Here is a 12403-nt window from a genome sequence, read left to right as displayed (position 1 = left end):
TCTCTTTCGCTCTCCTGGGGTTTAACTTAAATTAATTTATAGTATTATCGAATAAAGTATAAATTAAAAGCTCCCACCCTGTCAAGTTTCAAATTTTCTTCATACTTTGCCCATATTTTTATAATACCTGCGGGATAGAATATACTTTGAAAGGAGGTGGCGCAGGTGACGAGAAAAATTGCCTTCGTCCTCGCCATAGCTTTAATGCTGGGGGTGCTGGCGCCAGTAGCCTATGCGGCAGTTACCGACCAGCAAAAAGCAGAGATTGATGCCCTGTACCAACAGATCATCGAGCTGCGCCAGAAAATTGTCGACAAGTATGTTGAAGCAGGCGAACTAACTAATGAACAAGGTGAGGCGATTAAGGAAGGAATCCGGAACATGGAAGAATACCATAGCAAATATGGTATAGTTCCCGGTGCCTGCCATGGCGGGGCGGGCTACGGCATGATGGGCGGCTGGGGCCGCGGCTTCCTGGGAAGTTTCGGGAATAACCCCAACCAGGGTAACCAGAATTCAGCTTTCTACGGCCCATCCATGATGCGCGGTTACATGGGTCTATAAAGCTAGCGTTTTAGTCTTAATTGAACTTTAAAGGGAAACAGCCCCATTATAAAGATGGGGCTGTCTTTCTTAATTTCTTCGCTCATTTTAATTAAAGAAGATCTTTTACAAGCCTATCAAGCTCTCCCGGCTCCACCGGACCCTGTTTGACCCGGCGGATCTGGCCCTGGCGGTCGATGATAAAGGTAGTGGGGATGCCGCCGACTCCGTAGCTCCTCGCTACCCGGCTGTCGTGGTCCAGGAGTACAAGGTAATTATGTTCTTTTTTTCCCAGGAATTCCTGAATGCCGGCAATGGTTTCCCGCTGCATAATATTAATAGCCAGGACCTTTACTCCCCGTGCCGCCAGTCTCCCCGCCGCCGCATCCAATTCCTCCATTTCGGCCACGCAGTAGGGACACCATGTAGCCCAGAAATTTAAAACAACCACCTGGCCTTTAAAGTTCGCCAGGCCAACCTCATTACCATCCAGGTCTGTTAGCGTAAATTCAGGGGCAAGGACCCTGCTGCCCTGGCGTCCCGGTAGGATAAAGGAAGCTACAAGCACGGCAAGCATTATAACTATGATTGCAAGAGGCGTTTTCCAGCTTTTTGCCATAGGTCTCCTCCTAAAAAAAAGTATTAAGTTTACCAAAAAATACTAGGAAGCCCATAATAATAAGTATAATCCCGCTTAACAGGGATATAATGGGTAAATAACGGTAAACACGGCTTAAAAGGCGTAAAACCGCTTCTATGGCCATTGCGCTGGCAATAAAGGGGACTGCCAGCCCAAGGGAATAAAACATTAAGAGCAGGGTCCCCTTTAAAAGGGTAGCCTGGCTACCGGCATAAATTAAAATAGAAGCCAGGACCGGGCCGATACAGGGAGTCCAGCCAGCGGCAAAGGCCATTCCCAGCAAAAAAGAAGTGGCGGCACCGGGATCCCGGGGCTGCAGATGCCACTTTTTTTCTTGATTTAAAAAGGGTAGGCGTACAATTCCAGTCACCTGTAAACCGAAAAATATGATCAGGATACCGCCGGCACGGTTTAGAAAAGTACGGTATACCTGGAGCAAGGAACCAAGGCCTCCGGCTGACGCACCCATGAGCATAAAAACCAGGGTAAACCCGCCGGTGAAGAGCGCCGCCCGGCCGATTAAGAAAGAGCGGTTCAGCCCCCCTGCACCGGCGTTAGCTGCGGCCGTACTGCCCAGGTAAGTAAAATAAGCCGGCAATAAAGGTATAATACATGGAGAAAAAAAAGATAATATGCCAGCAGTGAAGGCCATAATTGTCGACCAGTTTTCCAGGATGGTTCACCTCTGTTTGATTATATTATTGTTTGATTTACGCTGTCAATATAATTTTGCCAGGAAAAGGAAAATGGCCCGAGGTAAAGCAAAAGAAACAAAAAGGTGGCTAAACGTTTTTTTTACCTCCTGGAGGATGTCTTTTGCCTTTGTACCGTCATTAAATCTTATTGGTGGCACCAGTTTCTAATGCTATAATTAGGGGCGGCGTAAATACCCTGATTGGGGGAGATTTAAATGGACTGGGAAATAATAAGCCCTGCTCAGGTTTTATACCTTATTGCTGTTGGCTTTTACCTGTTTTTTTTCGCCCTTTTTCTCAGGTATTTCTACTGGATGTGGTATTCATACCGTAATTACTGGAGCAAGCGAGTTGCCCTCAACAAAGAAAAGTTGATGGCCCTTGCTGCCAAAAAGGATATGGAGTTGCCTTTTTTTACTATTTTGGTCCCGGCCCGCAATGAAGCCGATGTCATTGCCAATACCATTGAACACATGGCTTCCTTGAATTATCCTAATGATCGTTATGAGATTTTGGTAATTACCGATGAAAAAGAAGCCCTAGCTAAAGCTTCAGGTGAGCACACCGGTCCTACCACCATGGAAGTAGTGGAGGCTAAAATCCGGGAATTTGCCGCGCGGCCGGACGCGCCGCAGCTGAAACACTGTACCGTGCCCTATGATTTTGACGGCCGCTTCCGGGGTTCACGCCGTGGCCACAGTATTCCTTCCACTAAAGGCCGGGCTTTAAACTACGGACTGGAGTTCGCCGATCCCAGGACCACTATCTGTGGTTTTTACGATGCAGAGAGCCATCCTGAACCCGATGTCCTCCTTTACATAGCCTGGTCCTGGCTAAATGACCCGCGGGAACGCATCTGGCAGGGGCCGGTTTTCCAGGTCCGCAATTTCTACCAGCTGGGCCTTATAACAAAAATAGCCGCCCTTTACCAGGCCGTTTCCCATAAAATTTACCTGCCGGTATTAATGAAAAGATTGCCCTTCGTAGGAGGGACCAACCTTTTCGTAGGACGGCGCCTGCTGGAACGCATTGGTGGCTATGACCACCGGGCCCTGACGGAAGACCTGGAACTAGGGGTGAGGGCTTACCTGGAAACAGGCGTATGGGCCGAATACTTCCCTTATTACAGCACCGAGCAAACCCCGGCCACTTTTTATGCCTTTTTCCGGCAGAGGCTACGCTGGGGTAGCGGTCACCTTCAGGTATGCGATAAATTCCGGTATGCCTACCAGTATTCCTGGGATAAACGTGGCCCCCTGCTGCACAATCTTTTCTGGAAAGGGCAAGGGGAATGGCTCTTATACCAGGGTGCCGTGCTTATACCCCTATCTATCCTGTTCCTAGGGCTGAACGGCGGACTGGACCCTTCTATCTTACCGCTGGGTTTCCGGATGGTACTGCATTATCTGGTATTTATCTACTTTGTCTTTACCTTTTCGGCCTATGGCCACTTCAGCCGCCATATGACTCCAGTCAGCTGGTGGCAACAATTGGGCGGTGCCCTCCAGTTACTGGCTTTACCTTTTGCTAGTTTCTTCCTGCCATTGCCCTACACCTCGGCATCAATCATGAAGGCATTAAACCGCCAGCCCCAGACCTGGGTTAAAACACCACGTACTAAAGAGGCAACTCGCTAGTATGAAATGGCTGGTGGCGGTGCAAAATAGCTAATACTTGGGAACATTGGGGGGATAACTTTGAAGGTCAGCGTTGATCAGGATCTATGTATAGCCTGCGGTACCTGTATCGATCTTTGTCCCAGCGTTTTTGACTGGGACGATGAAGGGCTCTCACACGTTATCGTAGAGGAAGTGCCGGAAGACGCCGAGGAATGCGCCAGGGAATCCATTGAATCCTGCCCGACCGATGCCATCAAAGAGATTTAACTTTATTGCTTATTACTAAAGGGGAGCTATCTTGAGCTCCCCTTTTTAATGGATCGCCCCCTCCTGGCGGCGACCGTCGCTCACCATCCTGGTAATCAGGGCCGCCAGGACCTGCCTTTCTTCTTCGCTCGCTACGTCCCACAGTTCTTTAATCACTCGTTGCTCCCTGTTCATGGGGTCAACGTGCTCTGCCAGCCAGCTTCCCAGGCGAAAGGCCATATTGCTAATGGTCTTTTCCTCAAAACCTACTCTTTTCCCCATATTTACCATCATCGCGAGGGAATCCTTCCATTTTTCCCATTCCTTTTCTCTATCCTGCATGACATCACCTCCGGGAAAATAAATGCTTTTCAGCTAGTTTATCCCCTTAATACAGGTTTATGCAAGCCACCCAATGCTCCTATACCTATTCATTGACAACTACTGGTATTAGGATAAAATATTATCCAAAATAATTGCATTCAGAGGAGCTGACTTGCAGGTGGAACTTTATGAAGTCATTAAAACCCGGCGGAGCATCCGCCGGTACAAACCCGATATGGTCCCGAGGGAGGTAATCAATCGCATCCTGGAAATTGCCACCTGGGCTCCCTCAGGTCGCAACTGGCAGCAATGGGAGTTTATGGTTATAAGCGGCTCTAAAAAGGGCGAGCTCGCCCGGAGTTACGGTCGCGTGGTGGAATTTGGTATGCCGCCGGAGGGCAAGCGTAGTCCAGAACAGGAGTCTTTTTTACAGTGGGCCAGAACCCTGGGAGGCGCTCCGGTAGCCATCGTCGCCCTGACCCGGGTCCATGGCCAGCCGGGGACACGCAAAATGAACCTGGAAAGTGTTGCTGCAGCCTTTTCCTATTTGCTCCTGGCCGCCGCCAACGAAGGCCTGGGTACTTGCTGGATGACAGGGCCATTAAATAACGAAATGGAACTCAGGAAAATACTGGATATATCTACCGATAAAGAAATCGTAGCCATTACTCCTTTAGGTTACCCGGACGAAAGCCCAGAAGCAGCGCCACGTAAAAGCCTGGACGAAATTGTTACCTGGATTGGCTTTGAAGAGTAATCCTTATTAAACTCAATATACTATCTGCAATAGCCAGTAGATGGTCTGCCTATCCCACCCCATATCCCACGGCACGCGGGCGCGATCGGCCGTGTGGCTGTTGACCAATATGTACCCGGCGGAATCCCGGCCAACAACCACCGCTACATGGCCGATCTCGTCCTTTTCTTCATAGGCAATGATATCACCTGGATGGAGGACACTGATGGCTCCCTGGGGATATGTGGGCGTGGCCCTGGTAACTTCCTCAAAATTTCCTCGCATGATTCTTACGGCCAGGCCGCTGTCCAGGAGATATCGAACAAGGGCCCAGGCCTGGGCCCAGGCCTGGCTGCCCTCCCCGTTATGGTAATTCCAGGCCCAGTCCCGGGGTATGGCCCCAGCATTTTTATCGCTCAGCACCTGTGAGGCAAAATTGGCACAGTCACCGCCCAGACCGGTAAAATCCCGGTAAGCCTGGTTATAACGCCCGTCACCCGTACCAAGCCTTACACCACTGTAACGTTCGGCATATTTAACGGCTGCCTGGCGATTGTATTTACCTGGAGGCGGGCTGGAAACCGCAGCTTTACACCTGGCAGTACCAGGAGCGACATCCGGGTCCAGGTCATCGGCCTCAAAGGGGTCCCAGTACCAGTCCCGGGTAATTAACCACTGGCCGTTGTCCTTAACCAGTTCCAACCAGTGAATGGTCCGGACGCCCATCTGGTTAACCGTTTTTTCTGGTTCACCCTGATGGCGATAATTAAGGATAAGATGCTGGGATACAGAAGCCCATCTCCTGCCATTTTCATTCCCGGTATCGATTATGGCCAGGTCCATCTTGCTCCCTGTTAAAATTATCTGGCGCTCCTTCAGCCATTCACGTACATATTTAACGCGGCCGATTTCATGGTTTAAGGCAAAAAGGCCTGAGGTAACCGTTGTATCGTAATAACTCTCCAGGCCTTCATAACTGCCGCTGGCGAGGCTCCGGGCCCTGGCAGTAAATATTTCCTGGAGACGTTCTCTCAGTTCCTTCTGTTCATTGTGGACGGCAAAGGCCGGTAGGATATGGTTGTTATACATGGGCACGGCTGCAAGTACAATACCAAAGAAACCCAATAACGCTAATCTAAAAATCCAGGATCGTAAAACTACGATTACTACCGGTACCCTGCTCACGGTTAATCCCCCTAAAGCCCAAATCAATATAAATGTATATTCTGGGAAGGGGATAAAAAAAACTTGACCAGGGCCTTTAGGAGTAACATTACCCGGATAAAAAATAAACGTGGGAATATCCCACGTTATTTACTGGTGCGGCGAGCGGGACTTGAACCCGCACGGGTGTACCCATACGCCCCTCAAACGTACGCGTCTGCCGGTTCCGCCATCGCCGCATACCCGGCAAGGTTAATTATAAACCCTGGGAGGCATTCCTGTCAAGGATAAGACGGGCTTAGAAGAGAGCCCCTTGCCGGCAGGCCTCCTGTCACCAGGCGGTTGATTTTACTTCAATCTTTCCAGCCTGGAATTGGGGATAATACCGGGGAGACGGCCGCGCTTGGCCACCGGCCGGCCGTTAACCTCTTTTAAATCCATGGTCATATCAATGGGGGCCGCCCCTGAAATATAGCTACCCACACCAAAGGCATCGGCTCCAGAATCAATGAGGGTGCTGATGCGCTCCGGCGTCAGGCCTCCGGAGACAAAGATTCGCACATGGTTAAAGCCGGCGATATCCAGGCGGTAGCGCACTTCCCGTACCAGCTCGGGGGTAACGCCGCCCCGTTCGCTGGGGGTATCAAGGCGTACCCCGGCCAGGGCCGGACCCAGGGCTTCTGCTACACGAAGGGCTTCTTCCGCCTCGTCTTTAAAGGTATCCACAAGAATGGTACGCCTGGCATCGGGGGGCATAAAGCGATGGTAGGCTATGGCTCCCTCAACGGTATCGCCGATAATGAGGAAAATGGCATGGGGTACCGTCCCCTGGGGCTCCTGGCCGGCCAGCTTGGCTGCCAGTATACAGCTGGCACCACTGGCCCCGCCTATTATGGCCGCCCGCTCCATGACCGGGGCCACAGCCGGATGCACATGCCGGGCGCCAAAACAGAAAAAGGGATGATCCCCGGCCGCTTCCTTAATTTCCCGGGCGGCAGTAGCCCAGCCGCTGGAACTGGCCAGCATCCCCAGGAGGGTAGTTTCAAAAAGCCCAAATTCACTGTAGGGCCCCTGGATGCGCATGACTACTTCCTTTGGGGAAAAGGAGCTCCCTTCCGGTAATCCCCAGATGGTAACATTTTTCCCTCGCAGTAGTTCCAGGACCTCATTGACGCCGCAGAGGATACCGGCACGACGGGGAAAAATTTCAGCCGTAACGACAATATCCGCCTTGCCAAGGGCTTTGAGAATCTCATAAGTACGGACAAAATATATGTCGGTAGTTGCCCCGCTGGCTATCTCTTCATGTGTGGCCGAATAAAACTGCCGGCCTGGCGCCACCTGGAGCTGTTTGACCTTGGTAAGGGAATCCATGACCTCCATCGCCATCAGAATCCACTCCTCGACCTGTAGTCGTTATTATTAAAGGTTTTCTTATATATTCGGCTTTAATAAGTAAATACCTGCTAGCGCACCCCGGGATATAAGGTACGGTATACCCGGTAGTCATAAAGGACCCGGCGGACAAATTCCCTGGTTTCGGGGAAGGGAATTTGGTCTAAATTTCTGGTGCTTCCATCCCAGACCCCTTTCTCCAGCCAGTTATGAACATTTCCTCGCCCGCCGTTATATGCTGCCAGGGCCGGGTTGAGATCGCCAAATTCCCGCAGGAGTTCGGCCAGGTACCAGCTACCCAGGCGCAGGTTATATTCCGGGGAAAAGAGCCGTTCAGGATCGTAAGCAAGTCCCAGTTGCCCGGCCGCCAGCCTGGCTGTTTCCGGCATTAGCTGCATCAAACCTCTGGCCCCTTCGGCGGATTGGGCCCGGGGATAAAATTTACTCTCCACCCGGGTTACGGCTGCTACCAAGAGGGGATCAAGACCTTCTTGGTGGGCATATTCGACGATGAACTCTAAATAAGGAAGGGGATAAAAGAGGCGCCCAGCCCGTGGCAGGAGGCCAAAAAGTATCGCCACGACTACCAGCAGCCACAGGTAAAGGCGCCAGTTTTTTATCATAAAATAACCTCACCTTTTCCATGACGATTTTCCTTCCCGCGGGATTTCCCGCCAGGCTGCCAGGACTGCGGCACGGGTGGCTTCAAGATCGCCACCGGTAGGAATAACCCGGGTGGCACAGCGCAGCCTTTCCTCTTCTCCTATCTGGGCCCGGAGACGGCTTTCTGCTTCCTGTAATGACAGGTTGTCCCTTTCCATCAACCTTTTCAGCCGCACCTTTGCCGGCGCGGTTACCACCCAGATGGCATCTACCATATTATTCATACCTGCCTCGATCAAGAGAGGAGCCTCAACGACTACCACTGCCCCCGGATCAGTTTGGCGCAAAGTTGCTATTCGCGCCTGGACTCTCTCCCGTATACGGGGGTGGGTTATGGCGTTTAACAATTCCCTGGCATTGGCGTCACTAAAAACAATCCGGCCCAGGGCCCGCCTGTTTAAATTGCCGTCCGGATACAAAATCTCCCCGCCGAAGGCCGCAACTATGTCCCGGTAGGCAGGCTGGCCGGGAAGCACTACTTCCCTGGCTATCTGATCGGTGTCGATTACTTTTGCCCCCAGCTCTTTTAAAATCCCGGCAACAGTACTTTTACCGCTGGCAATACCACCTGTAAGGCCGATTATAAACATGACCCATTGCTCCTACCATCGTACAATCCTATAACGATAAAAAATTAACCACGGCAGGGCCTTCTCCCGCGTTACCCATCTTATAAAAAGTAAGCCCAGGGTTAATAATATAACAGCTCCCGGGAAGCCGCAAGGGTCTGATTGCATACCCTGATTATAATATAACCGCCGGCCACGGAAAGCAAGCTGGCGGCTATGGAGGAATTGTTTCTGCAGGGGTAATACTTTCCTGCCATCTAAACCTGGCAGGCGGGACAAAATACGGTAGTGCGGCCGCCGATTTTTATCCGCTCAAGGGTGTGACCGCAACGAGAACAGGGCCTGCCGGCGCGGCCGTAAACCTGGAGGTAATCCTGGTTTTTTCCCTGCCGGCCGTAGCTATCGACGTAATCCCGGAATGAGGTGCCGTAATTGGCTATACCCTGTGCCAGGGCCGCCTGCATGGCCTGGTACAGCCCGGTCACTTCCACGGCCGTTAAGGAGGAGGCCGCCCTTGCTGGATTAATCCCCGCCAGGAAAAGCATCTCGTCGGCATAGATGTTACCGATACCGGCCAAAAGGTGCTGGTCCAGGAGGACCTGTTTTACCGGCCGGCGCCTGCCCGCACAGGCAGCGGCCAGGGCTGCGGCGTCGAAGGACGGGTCCAGGGGTTCCGGACCCAGTTTCTTCAACCCGGCTGCTACCGCTACCTCGTCCTTCTCTCCCAGGTAAAGGCGCCCAAACCGGCGGCTGTCCACCCACCGCAAAGTACTGCTGTCAGCCAGGCGGAAGATAACATGGGTATGGCGTAATACGGGTTCATTGGCCGTCGTTAAAATCAGGCGCCCGGTCATCCTAAGATGGGCCACCAGGCAGCAGTCGCCTGTAAGGTAAAAAAGGAGATATTTTCCCCGGCGGTCAAGGCCGGTTATTGTTTTTCCTGCCAACAAATGAATGAAAGTGCCGGCGTCGGGAACAGCAATAACGCCGGGGTGATATACCTCTACCCCGGCTATTGTTTTTCCCTGGACATGGGGACCCAGGGTACGCTTAATAGTTTCTACTTCAGGCAGTTCAGGCATCTTTTATCGCTCCATGATAGGGTTCCATATCGTACCAGCTCGGGCCGTATTTTAAATCTACCCTGAGAGGGACCAGGAGTTCCAGGGTGTTTTCCATATTCTCTTTAACCAGGGCGGCTACCGCCGGCAGGTCTTCCTCAGGGACGTCAAAGATCAGTTCATCATGAACCTGGAGGACCATCCGGGCGGCCGGGTATTGTTCTTCCAGCAGGGGAAAAATCTTAACCATGGCTATTTTTATAATATCGGCCGCGCTGCCCTGGATGGGGGTATTCATGGCCGCCCGCTCGCCGAAGCTCCGGGTAGTATGGTTGGGACTGAAGAGTTCCGGCAGGTAGCGCCGCCGCCCCAGGAGGGTGGTTACATAGCCATCCTGCCTTGCCCTGGCAACGACCTCTTCCATGTAAGCCCTTACACCCGGGTAACGCTGGAAATAACGTTCAATATACTCATGGGCTTCACTACGGCTGATACCCAGGTCGCGGCTGAGGCCGAAATCGCTGATGCCGTAAACAATACCGAAGTTCACGGCCTTGGCGCTGCGCCGCATGAGGGGCGTCACTTCCCTTAAAGGAACGCCAAAGACTTCCGCCGCCGTCCGGGTATGAATGTCTTCCCCCCGGCGGAAGGCGGCAATCATGCCTGCGTCCCCGGAAATATGGGCCAGGACCCGGAGTTCGATTTGCGAATAATCGGCAGCCAGGAGGAAGCGGCCGGGACCGTGGGGTACGAAGGCCCGGCGCAGGCGCCGGCCAACTTCCAGGCGCACCGGGATATTCTGCAAATTGGGTTCGCTGCTGGACAGGCGGCCGGTAGCCGTTACCGTTTGATTAAAGGTGGTATGCAGGCTCTTCGTCCTGGGGTTGACCAGGGGCTTCAGCCCGTCAACGTAGGTCGATTTTAACTTGGTAAGCTGGCGGTATTCCACCAGTTTGGCGGCAATGGGATGTTTTGCCGCCAGTTCTTCCAGGACGGCGGCATCGGTAGAAAAGCCGGTCTTGGTCCGCTTCACCGGCGGTAAGCCCAGTTTTTCAAAGAGGATATTCCCCAGCTGCCGTGATGAGTTGATATTGAACTTTTCCCCGGCCAGGCGATAGATTTCTTCCGTAAGGGCTACAATATTGCCTTCTAATTCCGCACCCATCAGGTCAAGGGTTTCCAGATCAACGGCAACCCCATCACTTTCCATTTCGCCCAAAACCCGGGTCAGGGGGAGTTCAACCCGCCGGTATAACTCGGCCATACCCGCCGCCTGCAATTTGGCCACCAGCTCCCGGTGCAGGAGCCTGGCGGCCGCTGCCCGCCGGGCAGTGTTCAGAGGCAAAGACGCATCTTCAACCAGGGCCAGGTCGAGGTGTTCCAGGCAAAGTTCCGGCAAATCGTGGCGGGAGGCCGTAGGATTGAGGAGGTAACCGGCGATCATGGTATCGCCGCCCGGGTCGGCAACCCTGGCTCCAGCCTCCTTCATCCCCACTAGAGCTTCCTTGGCATTATGAAAGATGGGGCCTGCCTGCAGCAGGGGTTCCAGGGCCATGGCCAGGCCAGTTGCAGGTATTCCCCCTGTATCCAGGGCAGCCATACCTTCTTCCCAGGCCAGCCCAACGGCTAAAACCCGGGCCTCCATATAATTGGCGTTATTCAAGGCAAGGGCGACCGCGACCTCTTGTTCCCCGGCCAGGCGCCCGGCAAGCCCGGCCAGTTCCTCCAGGCCGGCCAATATGCGAGGCTGCGGAAGCGACAGGGTTTTAACAGTAATATTCGCATCACCATGGTCTTCTCCCTGCATTGCTTTTAAGACATCCTTGACCAGGCTGTTAAACTCCAGTTCCTTGTAAAGATCCAGGACGGCCTGATAGTCGGGCTTCCCACGGCGGCAGGCTTCAAGTTCTAGTTCCACCGGCAGGTTGCAGTGAATGGTAGCCAGTTCCCTGGAGAGACGGGCCTGGTCGGCGTAAGCCGCCAGGTTGGCCGCTACTTTCCGTCCCTTCATCTCATGGACATGGGCCAGGACTCCCTCAAGATCGCCATACTGGCGGACCAGCTGCACGGCCGTCTTTTCCCCTATTCCGGGAACACCTGGAATATTGTCGGAGGCATCCCCCATGAGGGCTTTGACGTCAATGAGCTGGCCGGCCTCCAGGCCGTAGGCTTTTTTAATGGCTTCCCGGTCAAGTAATTCCACCTGGGAGAGGCCGCGCCGCATAAGGAGGACCTTCACCCTGTCATCAACCAGCTGCAGGGCATCGCGGTCACCGGTCAGGATCAAGACCTCCAGACCCGCCCCTTTCCCTTTGTGGCTTAAAGTCCCGATGAGATCATCAGCCTCATAGCCCTCCAGTTCGCAGCTCGCCAGTCTCCAGGCTGCCAGCAGGCGTTTAACCAGGGCAAACTGGGGCCTGAGTTCCGGGGCGGTTTCAGGACGCGTCCCTTTATATTCCCCATACAGGCCGTGGCGGAAGGTAACCTTGCTGTGGTCAAAGGCTACGATTACATAGTCCGGCGCCACCAGGTCGAGGGCCTTTTGCAGCATGGTGGCAAAACCGTAAACGGCGTTGGTCTGCTGTCCTTCACTTGTCTGGAGCGGCGGCAGGGCATGAAAGGCGCGATGAATAATGCTGTTGCCGTCCACCAGGAGCAATTTACCGTTTTTCCCGGGCATCTGTCATCCTTCTTTGATGAAACGCTGCTTTTATTTTATCTTTTTCTCTTCCCGGTGGCAATTCTTTT

At 53.1% G+C, this 12403-nt stretch carries 13 protein-coding genes and 1 tRNA gene; 4 read left to right on the top strand and 10 right to left on the bottom strand.

The genetic code is table 11. The annotated features are described in order from the left end of the window. The first annotated feature begins 165 nt into the window (after positions 1 to 165). Positions 166 to 564, top strand: a complete 399-nt coding sequence (locus NWF31_RS06125; protein ID WP_258359625.1) for a YckD family protein — start codon at positions 166 to 168, stop codon at positions 562 to 564. 91 nt (positions 565 to 655) lie between these two features. Here NWF31_RS06125 and NWF31_RS06120 read toward each other — a convergent pair whose 3' ends face one another. Both NWF31_RS06120 and NWF31_RS06115 read right to left on the bottom strand, forming a co-directional pair. Then, positions 656 to 1162, bottom strand: a complete 507-nt coding sequence (locus NWF31_RS06120) for a redoxin family protein (RefSeq protein WP_258359624.1) — start codon at positions 1160 to 1162, stop codon at positions 656 to 658. 10 nt (positions 1163 to 1172) lie between these two features. Next, on the bottom strand, positions 1173 to 1835 hold the full coding sequence (locus NWF31_RS06115) for a cytochrome c biogenesis CcdA family protein (RefSeq protein ID WP_258359623.1): 663 nt from the start codon (positions 1833 to 1835) through the stop codon (positions 1173 to 1175). Between the two features lie 258 nt (positions 1836 to 2093). Here NWF31_RS06115 and NWF31_RS06110 point away from each other — a divergent pair, with 258 nt between their 5' ends. Both NWF31_RS06110 and NWF31_RS06105 read left to right on the top strand, forming a co-directional pair. Beyond that, positions 2094 to 3515: a glycosyltransferase family 2 protein gene (locus NWF31_RS06110; RefSeq protein ID WP_258359622.1), complete on the top strand. Its 1422-nt coding sequence runs from the start codon at positions 2094 to 2096 to the stop codon at positions 3513 to 3515. Positions 3516 to 3575: 60 nt separating this feature from the next. Beyond that, positions 3576 to 3764: a ferredoxin gene (locus NWF31_RS06105; protein WP_258359621.1), complete on the top strand. Its 189-nt coding sequence runs from the start codon at positions 3576 to 3578 to the stop codon at positions 3762 to 3764. Positions 3765 to 3809: 45 nt separating this feature from the next. Here NWF31_RS06105 and NWF31_RS06100 read toward each other — a convergent pair whose 3' ends face one another. Next, positions 3810 to 4085 carry a DUF3243 domain-containing protein gene (locus NWF31_RS06100; protein WP_258359620.1) on the bottom strand — a complete coding sequence of 92 codons (276 nt, stop codon included), beginning with the start codon at positions 4083 to 4085 and terminating at the stop codon, positions 3810 to 3812. A 160-nt stretch (positions 4086 to 4245) separates the two neighbouring features. On the opposite strand from NWF31_RS06100, the gene NWF31_RS06095 reads away from it, so the two are divergent. Further along, on the top strand, positions 4246 to 4824 hold the full coding sequence (locus tag NWF31_RS06095; protein WP_258359619.1) for a nitroreductase family protein: 579 nt from the start codon (positions 4246 to 4248) through the stop codon (positions 4822 to 4824). 12 nt (positions 4825 to 4836) lie between these two features. Here NWF31_RS06095 and NWF31_RS14775 read toward each other — a convergent pair whose 3' ends face one another. The 7 genes from NWF31_RS14775 to polA form a co-directional block, all read right to left on the bottom strand. Next, complete coding sequence (locus NWF31_RS14775; RefSeq protein ID WP_258359618.1) at positions 4837 to 5988, bottom strand: amidase domain-containing protein; 1152 nt, start codon at positions 5986 to 5988, stop codon at positions 4837 to 4839. Positions 5989 to 6121: 133 nt separating this feature from the next. Continuing rightward, positions 6122 to 6206 (bottom strand) — tRNA-Leu (locus tag NWF31_RS06085). Between the two features lie 109 nt (positions 6207 to 6315). After that, positions 6316 to 7350 (bottom strand): nicotinate phosphoribosyltransferase, encoded by a 1035-nt coding sequence (locus NWF31_RS06080; protein WP_258359677.1) that lies wholly within the window; start codon positions 7348 to 7350, stop codon positions 6316 to 6318. An 83-nt stretch (positions 7351 to 7433) separates the two neighbouring features. Next, positions 7434 to 7985 (bottom strand): lytic transglycosylase domain-containing protein, encoded by a 552-nt coding sequence (locus NWF31_RS06075; RefSeq protein ID WP_258359617.1) that lies wholly within the window; start codon positions 7983 to 7985, stop codon positions 7434 to 7436. 9 nt (positions 7986 to 7994) lie between these two features. Further along, entirely contained in the window at positions 7995 to 8615 is a 621-nt protein-coding gene (coaE, locus tag NWF31_RS06070) for a dephospho-CoA kinase (RefSeq protein WP_258359616.1), read from the bottom strand. Positions 8616 to 8851: 236 nt separating this feature from the next. Next, on the bottom strand, positions 8852 to 9676 hold the full coding sequence (gene mutM, locus NWF31_RS06065) for a bifunctional DNA-formamidopyrimidine glycosylase/DNA-(apurinic or apyrimidinic site) lyase (RefSeq protein ID WP_258359615.1): 825 nt from the start codon (positions 9674 to 9676) through the stop codon (positions 8852 to 8854). Further along, complete coding sequence (gene polA / locus NWF31_RS06060; protein WP_258359614.1) at positions 9669 to 12335, bottom strand: DNA polymerase I; 2667 nt, start codon at positions 12333 to 12335, stop codon at positions 9669 to 9671. The genes mutM and polA overlap by 8 nt, the downstream gene beginning before the upstream one ends. Between the last annotated feature and the right edge of the window lie 68 nt (positions 12336 to 12403).

The organism is Neomoorella sulfitireducens, from assembly GCF_024733845.1.
Taxonomy (GTDB): domain Bacteria; phylum Bacillota; class DSM-521; order Neomoorellales; family Neomoorellaceae; genus Neomoorella; species Neomoorella sulfitireducens.
Note: the sequence above shows the minus strand (reverse complement) of the source record. Positions and strands in the feature narration are given on the sequence as shown.